Origin of the sequence: Aestuariivivens marinum (genome assembly GCF_022662175.1) — a bacterium.
GTDB lineage: Bacteria > Bacteroidota > Bacteroidia > Flavobacteriales > Flavobacteriaceae > Aestuariivivens > Aestuariivivens marinum.
In genome coordinates this window covers 345,174-361,384 of record NZ_JAKMCR010000003.1, presented here as the reverse complement: position 1 = coordinate 361,384, position 16,211 = coordinate 345,174, and the positions used below count along the sequence as shown (strand labels likewise).

The following is a 16,211-nucleotide window of genomic DNA, read 5'->3' as shown; positions in this document are numbered from 1 at the left end:
GATAGTATCACCAAGAGCGAAAGGCTCAACAGCGTCGTTTGTTACAGAGGCTACCGAACAGTTGTCGTCGGTTACCGGAGTTCCAAGGTTTACACCAGAGGCGGTACATAGTCCTGCATCGGCATTGACCGATACGTCAGCCGGACAAGTAATGGTTGGATTTTGGTTGTCAGTTACCGTTACGATCTGCTCACAGGTAGCAGTATTACCGGATCCGTCAGTTATTGTCCACGTGACAGAGGTGGTTCCTAATGGAAAAGTGGCCCCATTTAAGGTAGAGCTATTGTTAAAATCATTTAGAACTGATGCAACACCACAATTATCTCCAGCAGATGTAGGATTTAAGCTGGTATCAACAACCGTAAATGTACAGACGTCAGGATCAGTATCATATGATACGACAGGTACTGCACATGTTATTGTAGGATTCTCGTTGTCAGTTACCGTTACGATCTGCTCACAGGTAGCAGTATTACCGGATCCGTCAGTTACGGTCCATGTTACAGTAGTTGTACCAACAGGGAATGAGGACGGAGCATTATTAGTTATTGTTAAATCATTAATATCACAATCATCATCAACATATGGGTCTCCTAAATCAATATTAGAAGCTGTACATAATCCATAGTCGGCAAAAACATTAACTGTAAGAGGACAAGTTATTGTTGGAGGAGGGTCTGTAATAGTAATGGTGTCATAAGCACTAGCGGTATTACATTCAGCAATGGCATCAGGATCTGTTATCGTCAAGATAATATCATAATCACCTCCTTGAGCATAGGAATGTGTTGGGTTTTGCAATGTGCTTGTATTGCCATCACCAAATTCCCAAAAATATGTTGTGTTAGGTCCAGCATTCATAGCAGAACCATCAAAGTCTACATTCAAATTACAAGTACCTCCAGCACTTGGATTTACAGACATTATTCCTACAGTTATAGTATTGGCAAATACAATCTCTATATCTGTATATACATCTACATAAGTATCTAAACAGTCAGCACTTAAAGGAACTCTAACATTAATTCTGAATACATAAGTACCTGGAGTAGTTACCTCAATAGTTGTAGCAGCGGCATCATCAGGTGTAAATGTAGCTGTTCCTGGACCAGAAATAAAATTCCAGTCAAATGTTGGAACACCATCTATAAAACCATTAAGTTCAATTTCGACATCCAAAGGTCCAAAACAAACTTCATTATCTGTTCCACTAACTATGGCAAAATCTGGATCTAATTGAATGGTTCCTCCAGCTTCAATAACTTCTGAAAAAATAACACAAACATTTCCTCCACCAGTACAAGCTGTATATTTAACAGAACCAATATATAGTGCTCTAGTATTACTACATGAAGCTGTAGTAGAACCCAATGCACCTGTTGTTTTACCAATATCTGTAGTATTTTCAATTACAACCGCAGTGTTTTCAGCTAAATACAAACCAACATTGTTTTGAGCCCATAATATCTGACCTCCATCTTCAATAATTATCCTATCAATTGTATTTGGAATTGTTAAATCTGCTGATAAAATAATATCAACTGGACTTGCTATAGTTAACATGCCAGTGCAATTATTGGCAGGATTATTAATATATGCTAGTAATTCGGTACCAGTCATAATATTGTCCCCTCCAGTAGCAGCCGTATCGATTGTACATTGAGCACTAGAATAAGAAAATCCAAAAAACCAAAAGGCAAATAGAAAAAATCCCTTAAATATTTGCTTTTGGGCTTTTGATAATAAACTATAAGTATTAGTTTTCATAAGCTTGTAGATTTGTATTGACTTTAGCAACTTTTATATATGTAAATATAATGGTACAGCTTCATTGCTGTCCATACATGCTTCGTTATTCTTAAAAAGTAATGAGGGAAAAATGTCGTAGCATAACGACATTAAAAACTTTACGTGTGAAATCAGATTTGGGGTCATCTTTATTCAGTTAATAGCTACACAAAGCAACATATATGTTATTATTTTTTCAAAAAAATATGTTAAATCACTTAAAAAGTCGACAACCTGTGTTGTTTTTCTTTTAATCGGATTAATAATATGATTTAACGATAATAGATGTTCACAACATCTTATTTCCAATAATTTAACCCATATTTATTTATATTTAAGTTACTTAAAAGTATATAATTTTGTACAATCTAATTAGCAAATTAAATCCTTTTTATCGATAAAAACAACTTTTTATCGATAAAAATTAACTTTTTACCGAGTCATATGAAGAAACTTATTCTAATAAGGCATGCAAAATCGTCATGGAAACACAATGTTATTGACCATGAAAGACCTCTAAATGATAGAGGTGCTAGTGATGTTAAATTAGTTGCAAAACATTTAATTAAAGAACAATTTGACCCAGATTTGGTTTTGGTTAGTGATGCTACACGTACCAAGTTAACCGCTGAAACTTTTATTAGCACTTTAAATTTGGATCGTAAAAAGGTAGAATATCTTCACGATTTATATGACTTTTCTGGTTATGATTTGGTTAGGGTCATTAAGGCCTGTGAATCAACAGTTGACAACTTAATGGTTTTTGGACATAATCATGCCATAACGTCATTTGTAAATACTTATGGCAGCAAATATATTGAAAATGTGCCAACCTGTGGTGTCGTTATTATGGTCTATGACATTGAGTCTTGGAGTGACCTAAAGCAAGGGAGAACTGTAAAAACCGTATTTCCAAGGGACTTGAAATGAAAATGATGTTGTGTTTTATAGATAGAGGGTGGATGGTTTGCCTAAGTGCTCTCGAAGCCAATTATAGAACAAATAATTTACAGTAGTAGCTTATAGCCTTTATTACTGTGATTATTAAAGTATTCAGCAAATAGTTTTTAGAGTTTGAAAATATAATAAAAAAGACTTAAACTATCTTATAACAAGCTCTTTTCGATCTTAACAATAATAAAAACTCAATTAAATTTTTAGTTTTAAATACAATATATTTGTTTTTTATTAAATAGAATATATGATTCCAGCCATTGCTATCGAGAATAAGTACATAAATAGAGAAATAAGTTGGTTACAGTTTAATGCAAGGGTGCTTCAAGAGGCATCAGATGTAACGGTGCCCTTAATAGAGCGTTTAAGGTTTTTAGGAATATTTTCAAATAATCTAGATGAATTTTTTAAAGTACGCTATGCTACTATAAAACGTATTGTTGAAGCAGGTAAAGGTGCCAAAAGTGAGTTAGGGGGTATAAAGGCTAAAGAGTTGCTCGAAATTATAACAAAAATAGTAATTGATCAACAAAGTGAAAGCCTTGATGTATTGGAAACCATAACTCAAGATTTAGAAAAGGAGAGCATTTATATCATAGATGAAAGCCAGATAGATAGTTCTCAACATGATTTTCTACGTCAGTATTTTATACGGAAAGTAAGTCCAGCTTTAGTAACCATTATATTAAACGATTCAGTAACTATTCCTAACCTAAAGGATAGTGCTGCATATTTAGCCGTTAGGATGGTAATGGAAGATAGCAGCAGACAATTTGCCTTAATCGAAATTCCAAAAAACATCAATCGCTTTGTAGTCTTGCCCAAACAAGGAGAGCATAATTACATTATATTAATTGATGACCTACTAAGGCATTGCTTGGCAGATATTTTTAATATATTCAATTACAAAAGTGTCAGTGCGCATATGATTAAGATTACCCGTGATGGTGAATTGGATTTTGATAGTGATTTGAGTAAAAGTTTTGTTGAAAAAATATCAGATAGCGTTAAGCACCGACAAATAGGGGAACCCGTTCGATTTGTTTACGACAAGACCATAGACCAGGAAACCTTACAATATTTAATGTCTAAAATGGGGATTGATGACCACGATAGTATTATTCCCGGAGGTCGATACCATAACAGACGTGATTACATGAACTTTCCCAGTTTGGGCAGAAATGATCTGCTTTATGATAAAATTGAGGCACTACCTATTAAAGGTCTAAATTTGGAGTCCAGTATTTTCGAAGCTATTGCAAAAAAAGACTACTTGCTTTATGCACCTTATCACACTTTTTCTTATGTCGTAAAATTTCTTCGTGAAGCGGCTTTGGATCCTAAGGTCAAAACCATAAAAATAACCATTTACAGGTTAGCTCAAATTTCGCATATTGCTAGTGCCTTAATTAATGCTGCAATTAATGGTAAAAATGTAACCGTTTCCATCGAGTTACGTGCGCGATTTGATGAAGAAGCAAATATCGAATACGCCCAACAAATGAAAGATGAAGGTGTGAACTTAATATTTGGAGTAGAAGGCCTTAAGGTACACAGTAAAATGTGTGTGATAGAACGTGAAGAAGGTAAAAAAATGATGCGATATGGATTTATTAGTACAGGTAATTTTAATGAATCTACAGCTAAAATATACACAGACCATACTTTATTCACTTCTAATCAAAGTGTCTTGAAGGACGTCAATAAAATTTTCAATTTCTTTAATGCTAGTTATAAAATGTATAAGTACAAACATTTAATAACATCTCCCCATTATACACAAAGTTCCATATTTAAACTAGTTGATAATGAAATTGAAAATGCCAAAGTGCACAATAATGGTTTCATAAGATTAAAAATGAATAGCATTTCAAGTTATGCTATGGTAGATAAATTATATGAAGCTAGTAGAGCTGGGGTAAAAATACAAATGATTGTTCGAGGAATATGTAGTTTAATTCCAGGAGTTGAAGCTATGAGCGAGAATATAGAAGTTATAAGTGTAGTTGATAAATTTTTAGAACATTCAAGAATATATATCTTTGGAAATAACAACAATCCTAAAATCTATATATCGTCGGCAGATTGGATGACAAGAAACATTGATAATCGAGTAGAGGTTACCTGCCCTATATACGATGAGGATATCAAACAGGAAATTATAGACCATTTCAATATATGTTGGAGTGATAATGTAAAAGCTAGAATACTAGATGCTTCACAAAATAATAATTATAAAGTAGATACTAATAAAAAGGTTCGTTCACAGTTTGCAATTTATGATTATTATCAAAAAAAACTAAAAGATTAATATGCTCTCGATTAAAAAATACGCAGCAATCGATATAGGTTCCAATGCTGTGCGTTTACTTATTGCTAATGTTATAGAACAAAAGGGAAAGCCTGTTCAGTTTAAGAAAAGTTCTTTAGTGCGTGTCCCCATTCGTTTAGGAGCAGACGTTTTTATGAAGCAAAAAATTTCAAAGGAAAATACCGAACGAATGTTAGATACAATGCTGGCATTTAAATTATTAATGAAATCGCATAAGGTGGTTAAATATAAAGCTTGTGCGACATCTGCCATGCGTGAATCGCAAAATGGAAAACAAGTGGTTGGTAGGGTTTTAAAAGAATCTGGAATAAATATAGACATTATTGGAGGAGAAGAAGAAGCGGCAATAATAGCTGCAACAGATTTACACAAATATATAGATCCAAACAAAACCTATTTATATGTAGATGTTGGAGGTGGAAGTACTGAATTTACGGTATTTGATCAAGGAAAGCCCATTACTTCAAGATCTTTTAAAATAGGAACGGTTAGGCTATTGAACGATATGGTGGTAAAGGAGTCCTGGATTGAATTGGAAAAGTGGATAACTAATAATGTTAAGACCTACGAAAAATTAGCCGTTATAGGTTCTGGGGGAAACATAAACAAAATTTTCAAGATTTCTGGAAAAGCATTAGGCAAACCTTTAACTTACTTTTATTTAACGTCATACTATAATACCTTACAGAGCTATTCTTATGAAGAACGTATTACCGAATTAGACCTAAACCAAGACCGTGCCGATGTAATTATTCCAGCCTTGAGAATCTATTTGTTTGCTATGAAATGGAGTAGTGCTAAACATATTTATGTCCCTAAAATTGGATTGGCAGATGGTATAATAAAAAGTATATATTACGACACGGTTTCGAGTAATACACAGTAAAATTTTGCAATTCACCTTTTAAATATACTTTTTCTAACAAAAAAATATATATTCGTTACTAGTAGATTGTTTGATATTAACATTAACCCAAATTTATTCATTATGAAAAAAGCACTACTTTTAATTTTGCTCGTTACTTTTATCTCTTTTCACGGGTATTCACAAGGAACTAAATATGGTGTACGTGCAGGTATAAATTTTTCCAATATGGATTTTGATCCCGATGCAACATTTAGGAATGATCATAGAAATGGATTGATGATTGGTTTCTTCGGTGAATTTGGATTGTCCAAGGCGGTAGCATTTGCACCAGAACTACAATTCTCATCTGAAGGAGGAAAAAATGATGACTTAAGATTGGATTACATTCAAATTCCAGCATTTTTTAAATTTCGACTAAGTGAAAAATTTCATTTGGGTTTTGGACCACAAGTAGGTATTAAGGTTCATGAAGCAAACGATGGTGTTAAGAATTTTGCGTATTCTGGTGTAGGAGGTATTGAGTTTAAGTTAACACATACCTTGTTCCTAGATGCTCGTTATACTTATGGAATTACAAACGTTTTTGAAGATTTTATGTCTTTTGAGGGAAAAAACACGAACATTCAATTAGGATTTGGCTATAAATTTTAACATTAACCATGTACCGTCTCAGACTTTCCGAGATTGGACATGATTTTGGCTTCATATTCAAGAAGTTCTTGCCACTTGGTATCAACTTCTTTTTTATTGCCATATTTTCGGGCAAAACCCAAAAACATGGTATAGTGGTTAGCTTCACTTACCATTAACTTTCTATAAAATTCGGCAAGCTCTTTGTCATCCAGTTCTTCAGATAACAATCTAAACCGTTCACAACTTCTTGCTTCTATTAAGGCCGCATATAGTAAACGGTGTACTAACTGTGTAGTTCTACTACCACCTTTAGGAAAAAATTTTAACAGCTCAACAACATAATAATCTTTTCTGTCCTTTCCCAGAACCCAACCCCGCTCTAATATTTTATCATGAACCATTTTAAAATGACTTATTTCCTCTTTAACCAAAGCTACCATTTCCTGAACTAATTCGGTATATTCTGGAAAGCTAACAATTAATGAAATAGCTGTGCTTGTAGCCTTTTGTTCACAAAAGGCATGATCGGTTAATATTTCTTCTATGTTTTTTTCAACAATATTAACCCAACGTGGGTCTGTGGGTAATTTTAAGCCTAACATGATTGTTTGTATATGGAAAATAGTATTTTATTTGGGTTAGATAAAAGGTTTAATGTGATATGGTTTAATATCTACTATCTATCTTTTTAATTACTGGAACTACGGTTACATTATGTTTGTTTTTCCTCTATACATCTAATCCAAATGTTTTTTTTAATAGTTCTATATTAGAGTTTTTTTCTTTAAGCTTATTAAATTTTTCAAGTGCGGTATAGGCATAATGCTTTTCTTTTTCTTCATTAACCGTAATATCTAAATGAACATCGTAGTTATTAAGGGCCTTTCTAATATACAAAAGTAATTCATACTGGTTAGCCATTAATTCCTTTTTATTGGTTTCATTTGGATATTCTAAACAGATTGTAGTGTCCTTAACCTTTGGAGTGTCAATTGATAAAATAGAAGCCAAGTTATGTTTTCCCTTATTTTTTAATTCTTTGGTAAAACTATTCCATGCAGAAATAAGCTCTTTTTCGGTAAAAGGGTCTTTGGGTAAGCTTTCTTCATCCACAACTACATCAATTTGTTTAATTTGATGTTCTTTTTTGGCTCTTATGCTACTCAGGGATAAACCAGAAGTTGTTTTCTTTTCTCGAGATAAAACAATTTTTGGGCGTTCCAAAATAGTTGCTGAACCACTAGCTGTGGCTTTTGAAGTAATACTATCTTCAATTTTATCTAAATCCTGTCCTGAGTCTGAATCATTTTTGTGGTTTACATCAGGTTTGGCTACAGGTATAGGAGTAATGCCTATACTTTTAAAGTAAGATGGTGGAACTATGTAATGTTTGCTATTTTTTTTTTCTCCATCAAAAGTGATAGAGGCCAATTGCATTAAACATAGTTCGACAAGTAAGCGTTGGTTTTTACTAGTTTTATATTTCAAGTCACAGTCGTTAGCCAGTTCTATACTTTTTAAGAGAAACTTTTGGGAAGCTTTTTGCGACTGCTCTAAATACTTTTCCTTAGTTTGTTCTCCAACTTCTAGTAGTTCAATGGTCTTAGGTGTTTTACAAACTAAAAGATCCCTAAAATGCGAAGCCAATCCAGCAATATAGTGGTGGCCATCGAAACCTTGAGCAAGTGTTTTATTGAACTGAATGAGTAGTTCTGGGATTTTATTGTTTAATATAAAGTCGGTACTCGTAAAATAGGTCTCGTAATCAAGTACATTGAGATTTTCGGTAACGGCCTGGCGTGTTAAGTTTTTGCCTGAAAAACTAACCACACGGTCAAAAATGGAAAGCGCATCACGCATGGCTCCATCTGCTTTTTGGGCAATAATGTGCAAAGCATCATCTTCGGCGTTAATATTTTGTTGTTTGGCAATGTATTTTAAATACTCCTTAGCATCCTTAACAGTTATCCTTTTAAAATCAAATATTTGACAACGCGATAAAATGGTAGGGATAATTTTGTGTTTTTCTGTTGTAGCCAGAATAAAAATACAATGTTTAGGAGGTTCTTCCAACGTTTTTAGAAATGCATTAAATGCTGCTTGAGACAACATGTGTACCTCGTCTATAATATACACTTTGTATTTTCCAACCTGAGGCGGAATTCGAACTTGATCGGTTAAGCTTCTAATATCATCTACAGAATTATTGGAAGCCGCATCAAGCTCAAAAATATTAAAGGCAAAATCTTCATCGTTATTTTCATTTCCATCACTATTAATCATTTTGGCCAAAATACGGGCGCAGGTGGTTTTTCCAACTCCACGTGGACCGGTAAATAAAAGTGCTTGAGCTAAATGATTATGTTCAATGGCATTTAACAAGGTATTGGTAATGGCCTGCTGTCCCACAACATCTTTAAAGGTTTGCGGTCTATATTTACGTGCAGATACTACAAAATGTTCCATTGAAAAATCTTAGTGTAACAAAGTTAAAAATTCAATGCTTAATTTGTTATTCTAGACTTAGAATTTAATAGGAGTTATTAACATGTTATTAGTTTGGGCACTTAATGTGTTTTAAGAGACTAAATGGTTAAGTTGGTATCATCATAATTTTTTTATACTTATAAGTTTAGTCAATTATTTTTTAATATTACTTTTGTTTTAAGTAAATCGCTTTGTCGCTTCCCGATTACTATCGGGGGGAGGAAAGTCCGAACACCGTAGTGCACCATAGTGGTTAACAGCCACCAACCGTGAGGTTAGGACCAGTGCAACAGAAAGCAAGTACAGGTAATGCTGTAGTGAAATCGGGTAAACTCTATGGGGTGAAATGCCATGTAAACCAGTATTTAAGGGTTGCACGCCCAACGCTGGAGGGTAGGCAGCTAAAGTGTATTGGTAACAATACATTCAGATAAATGACAAAGGCTTTTTGAAGTACAGAATTCGGCTTATAGATTTACTTTAACAAACAAGTGCGGCAATGTGCCGCACTTTCTTTTGTCAAAAAAACAAGATGCTATTTCGGCATGTAACTTAAGTCGCGTCTAATTTCTCCAGTAACCTCTTCCATTTTAGAAGCATATTTTAAAACTTTTCCAAAAACCTCAAAACGCTCAGGACCAAGAAGTTCCTGATTCTCTTTAGATTTTTGGGCAGAATCAATGGCATCTTTACTAGACATAGCAATCATATAATAACTGTCCATTTGCCCAAAACCTGTTCTGTAAATACGGTAATAATTTTTGGAACCTTTAGCAGCGAACATCTCTTTAACCCCTTTCATAGCCTCTTTTAAGTTTTTTGCATTTTCGGGAGTAAAGTGTATAAAGTAATAATCGCGATAGTCCAGACCTTCCTGTGTTTGCGTAATTCCCTCTGGCATATACGTTAGTTCTTCATCTAAAACGATAATATAAGTGCCATGGGAGTCGTAGCATTTGTCAAAACGTTCAAACAATTTACCAAAGTCATCTCCCATAGCCTTGGCCATATCTGCCATAGGACGCTCATCTAGTGCAGCAAAATTTTCAATTGGAGACACGTACAAATATCTAAAATCATCCATAGTGGTAGCTAACCACTGGGTTTGAACATTATGTGCTTTACAGGCTTCATTAAATTCTTTGGCTACTTTTTCATATTCCAGCATCATGGAGGGTTTTACATTATCTTGATGTACTCGATAAAATTTTTGAGCATGTGCAGTAAGTATAGTCAAGCACATATAACATGCTATAGCTAAGGTGATTTTAATTGTTCTCATAATAATATAGTTTTATTGATTTTCTTGTATGGAATCTTCATTTTCAGCCTCCACTGCTTTTGCTGCTTCAATTTCAGTAAATGCTGCTACAATAGGTGCAGTGTCATAATAGGCATATTCCTCTACAATTTTGCCATCAATGAACCTTAGTGTAAGGTGTACGGGGATATTAATTTCCGTATTGGTGATTTTTGTTGTTCCTTTCCAGTGGTTCCAATAGTTTACCCAAGTTCTTCCTTTGGCATCTACGATCATTTCTACTTCATTCATCTTGTCATTAAATCCATACGATTCAATATTAGATAACATTTCCTTAAAAACAGCTATCCTTTCATCTGGCGATAACGCTTTATTGGAATTGACATAAATTTTTGCGGTATCAGCAAAATTGGCTTTCCAGGTATCCCAATCTTGAGATTCATAGGCTTTTATACCAGCTTTAACAGTTTCAATTTCAGCTGAGTTTTCAAAATAGCGTTGCGGTTGATTTTGGCAGGCAATAAACAGGGTTATTACCAGTACTAATAAAAACAGTTTTTTCATTGTTTGGTGTTTTTGTTAATGATTATTTTGTTATAAACAAATAGGAATGCCTATTTGAAAATAAAATTCAAATAGGTAAAACGATAGACTTCGGGTATGCTATCTTAGGGAGAATTCTAAGATACTGAAAAAAAGGGGATTAAAAAAATAATAAAATATAGCTTTTACTCAAAAAATGAGAAAACGCTACCACCATAATTTTTGGAGTAGCTGTAATTGGATACTTGAGATAGGTTGGTCTGCTTTGAGTGTTCTATAATTAATAAACCATTATCTTTTAATAAATTATTTTTGAAAACTATTTCAGGGATGCATGCAAATTGTACTTCACTAAAATTATAAGGAGGGTCGGCAAAAATAATATCATGCTTTAAAGACGTTTTTTCCAAGAATTTGAAAACATCACTTTTAATAGTTTCAATGGGCATATCAAAATTCTTTGCAGTTTGGTTTATAAACTTAATGCAACCATAATCTTGGTCAACACAAGTAATGTTAAGCGTGCCTCTTGAAGCAAACTCATAACTGATGTTTCCAGTACCGGCAAACAGATCCAAGACCGAAATATCATCGAAATAGTATTGGTTATTAATAATATTGAACAAGGATTCTTTTGCCATATCGGTTGTTGGTCTCACCGGTAATTTTTTAGGTGCTACAATTTTTCTGCTTTTATACAATCCTGATATGATACGCATTAAAAACTATTTAAAATAATAAAATTAGAATGCTTTTGAGAGAGTTTTTCATTGAACCTATGATTATCTATTCCAGAACCAAAATCGATGTGCCTAATATACTTATAGGCTATATCGTAAAGTTCATTAGTTTTAGAGATATTACCTAAAAGAATTAGGGTATGCGTTTCTGGATTCAATTTTAATTGCTCATAGGTGAATAGAATATAATAAATAAAATCTTCCTTGGTTTTATAATCGAAGGTATTATATAATATGAGTTGACCTTGGTTTGTAACTACTATTTCAAAATGGTTCGATTCTACATGAACATAAACTTTTGAATCATTTCCAGACTTCTCTTTAGATAATATACTTTCAATAAGCACTGTGGAAAAATGCTTGTAAGTAAAAGCACCAAAAGAATCATATATAAAATTATTTATATTAACATATGGTACATAAACATTAATTATATCAAGATTACTCAGAATGTCGTAGTCTATAAAATCAGATTTTAATATTTTGGCATTGAATTTTAGGTAATCGGCCAAACAATCTTCATTAAAAAGAGCTTTTGAAACCAGGGTTGAAAGCTCGTTAGTATGGATAACACATACTGAACTAAATGATTGATTCAAGCTTTGCTCATTACCAAACTGCTGTTTCAAAAAATCTAAAACTTCAAGCGGATTTAATTTTTTATCAAATTTAAAATCCTTTAACTCAATTATAGTATTTGTTTCTTCCTGCAGTATACAAAAAGAAAGTCCACTCAAACTTATTTGAATGGACAGTTTATAGTTGGTTGGTTTTTGTTGTGTATTACTCTTTTGTGTCATAAATTTTTGGCCAGTTTCCAGTTGTGTTAACTTCTTCCATAGAACCTAATCTAATGGCATCTCCATTTACACCTTCAACAGACACAACCTCTTCTTCCTGTCTCACAAGGTCTTTATCTTGATCATTTAAAACGACAGCCTTTTTTACTAATGCTTCAAAAACAGGTATTTTTATATCACTTTCCTCCAAGAACCCCGCCTTAAGCTCAAATTTAGCACCTTCCTCTCCAACTGGTACGTTCATCATGGTTTTGTAACGATCATCTGAACCGAATAAAGAATCTTTCACTGAAACAAAACCTAAAGTATCAATTAAAACTTCGTCCTTAAAAGTTTCAACACCACCAAAACGTTTAGTCATTTCAACGTCCAAAACACTGGTATCACGTCTCTGTGTAATGGTAAATTCTGCAGTATCAATAAACTTTACCAAATCATCAAAATTATTGGAAAACCTACCAGTAACTTGTTTGTGTGCCAATTGAGCATCCCTAATATCCTTTAAGCTTTTAATAACTAGTGCATAACGCTTATTCTTTATTTGGTTAAACTGAATGGGTTTGTAAATAGACATAAATGTGTTATAGGCTAAAAACCCTATTACAACCCATAAAGCTATCATGACTACTGGTCTAAGTTTAGAAGGAATAAACTTATCAATTAACCAAACTAAACCAATGGTAATAACTATTGCAAGAATAACGTATAAAATCATTTTAAGTGTATTATATTAAATTAAATTAACGGTTTTAGCAAATCTACAATTTTTTTTTAATCGCAAAAGCCATTGCAACTAAAAATCATTTCTATCTTTGGAATTATTTATTTTTTGTAGTTTGTATGCATGTCGCCAACCGAATTTTATTCCCTTTTAAAAAGTCAATTTCCGTTTGCTCCAACCCTTAAGCAAGGTATTGTTTTACAGCAGTTATCGGATTTTATTTTTAGTAAAACCCCAAATATGTTGTATGTGCTAAAGGGCTATGCAGGAACTGGAAAAACAACCATAATAGGAGTACTAGTAACCAATCTTTGGAAAGCCAAAAAAAGTGCTGTTTTAATGGCGCCAACGGGAAGGGCTGCTAAGGTTATCTCAAATTATTCGGGTAAAGAAGCTTTCACGATTCATAAGAAAATTTATTTTCCCAAAAAAGATAAAGGTGGAGGTGTGAAATTTGTATTGCAGCCTAATAAGCATAAGAATACCATTTTTATTGTAGATGAAGCCTCTATGATACCTGATACTCCGGGGGAATCAAAACTTTTCGAAAATGGCTCCCTACTTGATGATCTAATGCAATATGTATATTCTGGACACCAATGTAAATTATTATTAATAGGCGATATAGCTCAGTTACCTCCGGTAAAGCTAGATTTAAGTCCAGCACTTAATGAGAAAACCTTAAGCTTAAACTATAATAAAGAAGTTATTAAGATTGAACTTGATGAAGTGGTGCGTCAAAGAGAGGAATCGGGTATTTTGGAAAACGCTACAGTTTTAAGGGAAACTTTGTTAAGTTCATTTTACGACAGCTTTAAATTTAATTTAAATGGTTACACCGATATTGTTAGATTATTGGATGGTCATGAAATTATGGATGCAATTAATGCTGCATATAGTAATTTGGGTAATGAGGAGACCACCATCATTGTTAGGAGCAATAAGCGAGCAAATCTTTATAATCAACAAATAAGAAGTCGTATTTTATTTAATGAAAATGAGTTGACTACCGGAGACTACTTAATGGTTGTCAAGAACAACTATTTTTGGATAAAGCCTACCTCAGAAGCTGGGTTTATAGCCAATGGTGATATTATTGAAGTTTTGGAAATTTTTAAAATTGAAGAACTTTATGGTTTTCGGTTTGCTGAAGTGAAAGTGCGTATGGTCGATTATCCTAGGATGCGTCCTTTTGAAACAGTTTTATTGCTAGATACTATACATGCAGAAACACCATCATTGTCTTATGACGACTCCAACAGACTTTATCAAGAAGTTATGAAGGATTTTGAAAATGAAAGTAGTAATTACCGTAAGTTTTTAAAAATTAAGGGGAGCAAACATTTTAATGCACTTCAAGTTAAATTTTCGTATGCTATTACCTGCCATAAATCACAAGGAGGACAGTGGCATACGGTATTTGTTGAGCAACCTTATCTGCCAAATGGGGCGGATAAAGATTATTTACGTTGGTTGTATACGGCCGTCACAAGAGCCAAGGAAAAATTGTATCTTATAGGTTTTAAAGATGACTTTTTTGAAGTATAAATTGAAGTATTTATCCTATTTTTGAAATAAATCCATATTAGTTAAATGAAGATAATTGCAATGATACCTGCACGCTATGCGGCCTCCCGTTTTCCAGGCAAACTCATGCAGGATTTAGGAGGTAAATCGGTAATATCAAGAACTTATGAGGCTACAGTAGCTACTTGTTTGTTCGATGATGTTTTCGTAGTTACCGATAGTGATATTATTTATAAAGAAATAGTATCTAATGGAGGAAAGGCCATTATGAGCCTAAAAGAACATGAATGTGGTAGTGACAGGATAGCCGAAGCGGTTGAGTCTATGGATATAGATATTGTTATTAATGTGCAAGGAGATGAGCCTTTTACTGAAAAGGAATCACTAGATAAATTAATTGAAGTCTTTAAAAGCGATGTTAAAAGGGAAGTGGATTTGGCATCTCTAATGGTACATATAACCGATGAAGATGAGATTAACAATCCCAATACCGTTAAGGTAATAGTAGATCAAAATAATTTTGCTCTATATTTTTCCAGAAGTCCCATACCATACTTAAGAGATAAGAACGCTGGTGCTAAATTTTATAAGCACAAAGGGGTTTACGCCTTTAGAAAACAGGCTATATTAGATTTTTACCACTTGCCAATGTTGCCACTTGAAGCTTCAGAAAAAATTGAATGTATCCGGTATTTGGAGTATGGTAAACGTATTAAAATGGTTGAAACCAAAGTTCAAGGTGTAGAAATTGATACTCCTGAAGACCTAGAACGTGCAAAAAAAATTTGGAAATAAAGATTAAAGTTTGATGAAATTGATTAAGGAATATAAAAACATAAAAGTTATTGGTTTTGATGCAGATGATACCCTTTGGGTTAATGAAACTTATTTCAGGGAAGCCGAATCAGAGTTCGCTAAATTACTATCAGAGTATGAAACACCTAATAAAATAGATCAAGAGCTATTTAAGGTTGAAATAAGAAATCTCGATTTATATGGTTATGGAATAAAAGCATTTGTATTATCAATGGTTGAGAGTGCTTTGGAATTATCCAATTATAATGTTGGAACTAAAACTTTTGAAGCTATTCTTAATATAGGTAAAACCATGCTTAACAAACCAGTAGAGTTGTTGGATGGGGTTGAAGAAGTTTTAGAAACTTTATCAAAAAAATATAGATTGATATTGGCGACTAAAGGTGATTTACTGGATCAAGAACGTAAATTGGAAAAATCGGGATTAACGAAGTATTTTCATCATATAGAAGTGCTTAGTGATAAGAAGGAAGCTAATTATTCAAAATTATTAGATCATTTAGATATAGAACCTTCACAATTTCTTATGATAGGAAATTCATTAAAGTCTGATGTTTTACCATTGGTAAATATTAAGTCAAATGCCATACATATTCCATTCCATACAACATGGGTCCATGAAATGGTCACTGAAAAGGAATCCAATAGAAAAGCATATATATCGGTAAATAGTTTGCGTGATGTTTTAAAGTTATTGAACTAAAATCAATCATGTGTATAGGAGAAGACACTAAAAAAAAA

Annotated in this window: 15 protein-coding genes and 1 other RNA gene; 8 read left to right on the top strand and 8 right to left on the bottom strand. The window is 33.2% G+C overall.

Annotation, left to right across the window (positions count from 1 at the left end; translation table 11 throughout):
• The coding region (locus tag MR053_RS10850) for an HYR domain-containing protein (protein WP_242132449.1) at nucleotides 1–1,767 on the bottom strand (1,767 nt) is incomplete at its 3' end.
• A 465-nt stretch (nucleotides 1,768–2,232) separates the two neighbouring features.
• On the opposite strand from MR053_RS10850, the gene MR053_RS10845 reads away from it, so the two are divergent.
• The 4 genes from MR053_RS10845 (at nucleotide 2,233) to MR053_RS10830 (ending at nucleotide 6,593) form a co-directional block, all read left to right on the top strand.
• Entirely contained in the window at nucleotides 2,233–2,718 is a 486-nt protein-coding gene (locus MR053_RS10845) for a SixA phosphatase family protein (RefSeq protein WP_223551994.1), read from the top strand.
• A gap of 271 nt (nucleotides 2,719–2,989) precedes the next feature.
• On the top strand, nucleotides 2,990–5,053 hold the full coding sequence (ppk1, locus tag MR053_RS10840; protein WP_242132448.1) for a polyphosphate kinase 1: 2,064 nt from the start codon (nucleotides 2,990–2,992) through the stop codon (nucleotides 5,051–5,053).
• 1 nt (nucleotide 5,054) lies between these two features.
• Nucleotides 5,055–5,960 carry a Ppx/GppA phosphatase family protein gene (locus MR053_RS10835; protein WP_242132447.1) on the top strand — a complete coding sequence of 302 codons (906 nt, stop codon included), beginning with the start codon at nucleotides 5,055–5,057 and terminating at the stop codon, nucleotides 5,958–5,960.
• Nucleotides 5,961–6,062: 102 nt separating this feature from the next.
• Nucleotides 6,063–6,593: a porin family protein gene (locus MR053_RS10830; protein ID WP_242132446.1), complete on the top strand. Its 531-nt coding sequence runs from the start codon at nucleotides 6,063–6,065 to the stop codon at nucleotides 6,591–6,593.
• Between the two features lie 2 nt (nucleotides 6,594–6,595).
• On the opposite strand, the gene miaE is transcribed toward MR053_RS10830, so the two are convergent.
• Together miaE and MR053_RS10820 are read right to left on the bottom strand one after the other, a co-directional pair.
• On the bottom strand, nucleotides 6,596–7,177 hold the full coding sequence (miaE, locus tag MR053_RS10825; protein WP_242132445.1) for a tRNA-(ms[2]io[6]A)-hydroxylase: 582 nt from the start codon (nucleotides 7,175–7,177) through the stop codon (nucleotides 6,596–6,598).
• A gap of 127 nt (nucleotides 7,178–7,304) precedes the next feature.
• The gene (locus MR053_RS10820) at nucleotides 7,305–9,041 is read right to left on the bottom strand and encodes a DNA polymerase III subunit gamma/tau (protein ID WP_242132444.1); all 1,737 of its coding nucleotides are present in this window, start codon (nucleotides 9,039–9,041) and stop codon (nucleotides 7,305–7,307) included.
• Between the two features lie 199 nt (nucleotides 9,042–9,240).
• Here MR053_RS10820 and rnpB point away from each other — a divergent pair.
• Nucleotides 9,241–9,548: RNase P RNA component class A (rnpB, locus tag MR053_RS10815), an RNA gene on the top strand.
• A gap of 49 nt (nucleotides 9,549–9,597) precedes the next feature.
• Here rnpB and MR053_RS10810 read toward each other — a convergent pair.
• The 5 genes from MR053_RS10810 to MR053_RS10790 form a co-directional block, all read right to left on the bottom strand.
• Nucleotides 9,598–10,344 carry a hypothetical protein gene (locus tag MR053_RS10810; RefSeq protein WP_242132443.1) on the bottom strand — a complete coding sequence of 249 codons (747 nt, stop codon included), beginning with the start codon at nucleotides 10,342–10,344 and terminating at the stop codon, nucleotides 9,598–9,600.
• Nucleotides 10,345–10,356: 12 nt separating this feature from the next.
• Complete coding sequence (locus MR053_RS10805; RefSeq protein ID WP_242132442.1) at nucleotides 10,357–10,887, bottom strand: nuclear transport factor 2 family protein; 531 nt, start codon at nucleotides 10,885–10,887, stop codon at nucleotides 10,357–10,359.
• A 164-nt stretch (nucleotides 10,888–11,051) separates the two neighbouring features.
• Nucleotides 11,052–11,585 (bottom strand): 16S rRNA (guanine(966)-N(2))-methyltransferase RsmD, encoded by a 534-nt coding sequence (gene rsmD / locus MR053_RS10800; protein ID WP_242132441.1) that lies wholly within the window; start codon nucleotides 11,583–11,585, stop codon nucleotides 11,052–11,054.
• Nucleotides 11,585–12,406, bottom strand: a complete 822-nt coding sequence (locus tag MR053_RS10795) for a DUF3822 family protein (protein ID WP_242132440.1) — start codon at nucleotides 12,404–12,406, stop codon at nucleotides 11,585–11,587. Before MR053_RS10795 ends, rsmD begins: the two co-directional genes overlap by 1 nt.
• On the bottom strand, nucleotides 12,390–13,121 hold the full coding sequence (locus MR053_RS10790) for a hypothetical protein (protein ID WP_242132439.1): 732 nt from the start codon (nucleotides 13,119–13,121) through the stop codon (nucleotides 12,390–12,392). The genes MR053_RS10795 and MR053_RS10790 overlap by 17 nt, the downstream gene beginning before the upstream one ends.
• A gap of 129 nt (nucleotides 13,122–13,250) precedes the next feature.
• Here MR053_RS10790 and MR053_RS10785 point away from each other — a divergent pair, with 129 nt between their 5' ends.
• The 3 genes from MR053_RS10785 to MR053_RS10775 are packed head-to-tail and all read left to right on the top strand — an operon-like array spanning nucleotide 13,251 to nucleotide 16,173.
• Nucleotides 13,251–14,675: an ATP-dependent DNA helicase gene (locus MR053_RS10785; protein ID WP_242132438.1), complete on the top strand. Its 1,425-nt coding sequence runs from the start codon at nucleotides 13,251–13,253 to the stop codon at nucleotides 14,673–14,675.
• A 45-nt stretch (nucleotides 14,676–14,720) separates the two neighbouring features.
• Nucleotides 14,721–15,449, top strand: a complete 729-nt coding sequence (gene kdsB / locus MR053_RS10780) for a 3-deoxy-manno-octulosonate cytidylyltransferase (protein ID WP_242132437.1) — start codon at nucleotides 14,721–14,723, stop codon at nucleotides 15,447–15,449.
• Nucleotides 15,450–15,462: 13 nt separating this feature from the next.
• Nucleotides 15,463–16,173, top strand: a complete 711-nt coding sequence (locus MR053_RS10775; protein WP_394800250.1) for an HAD family hydrolase — start codon at nucleotides 15,463–15,465, stop codon at nucleotides 16,171–16,173.
• Nucleotides 16,174–16,211 lie beyond the last annotated feature (38 nt).

Bases quoted from the DNA above. Each gene is read 5' to 3' on its own strand.
- MR053_RS10845 (WP_223551994.1), top strand. From the start codon at position 2,233: ATGAAGAAACTTATTCTAATAAGGCATGCAAAATCGTCATGGAAACAC.
- ppk1 (WP_242132448.1), top strand. From the start codon at position 2,990: ATGATTCCAGCCATTGCTATCGAGAATAAGTACATAAATAGAGAAATA.
- MR053_RS10835 (WP_242132447.1), top strand. From the start codon at position 5,055: ATGCTCTCGATTAAAAAATACGCAGCAATCGATATAGGTTCCAATGCT.
- MR053_RS10830 (WP_242132446.1), top strand. From the start codon at position 6,063: ATGAAAAAAGCACTACTTTTAATTTTGCTCGTTACTTTTATCTCTTTT.
- miaE (WP_242132445.1), bottom strand. From the start codon at position 7,177: ATGTTAGGCTTAAAATTACCCACAGACCCACGTTGGGTTAATATTGTT.
- MR053_RS10820 (WP_242132444.1), bottom strand. From the start codon at position 9,041: ATGGAACATTTTGTAGTATCTGCACGTAAATATAGACCGCAAACCTTT.
- MR053_RS10810 (WP_242132443.1), bottom strand. From the start codon at position 10,344: ATGAGAACAATTAAAATCACCTTAGCTATAGCATGTTATATGTGCTTG.
- MR053_RS10805 (WP_242132442.1), bottom strand. From the start codon at position 10,887: ATGAAAAAACTGTTTTTATTAGTACTGGTAATAACCCTGTTTATTGCC.
- rsmD (WP_242132441.1), bottom strand. From the start codon at position 11,585: ATGCGTATCATATCAGGATTGTATAAAAGCAGAAAAATTGTAGCACCT.
- MR053_RS10795 (WP_242132440.1), bottom strand. From the start codon at position 12,406: ATGACACAAAAGAGTAATACACAACAAAAACCAACCAACTATAAACTG.
- MR053_RS10790 (WP_242132439.1), bottom strand. From the start codon at position 13,121: ATGATTTTATACGTTATTCTTGCAATAGTTATTACCATTGGTTTAGTT.
- MR053_RS10785 (WP_242132438.1), top strand. From the start codon at position 13,251: ATGTCGCCAACCGAATTTTATTCCCTTTTAAAAAGTCAATTTCCGTTT.
- kdsB (WP_242132437.1), top strand. From the start codon at position 14,721: ATGAAGATAATTGCAATGATACCTGCACGCTATGCGGCCTCCCGTTTT.
- MR053_RS10775 (WP_394800250.1), top strand. From the start codon at position 15,463: ATGAAATTGATTAAGGAATATAAAAACATAAAAGTTATTGGTTTTGAT.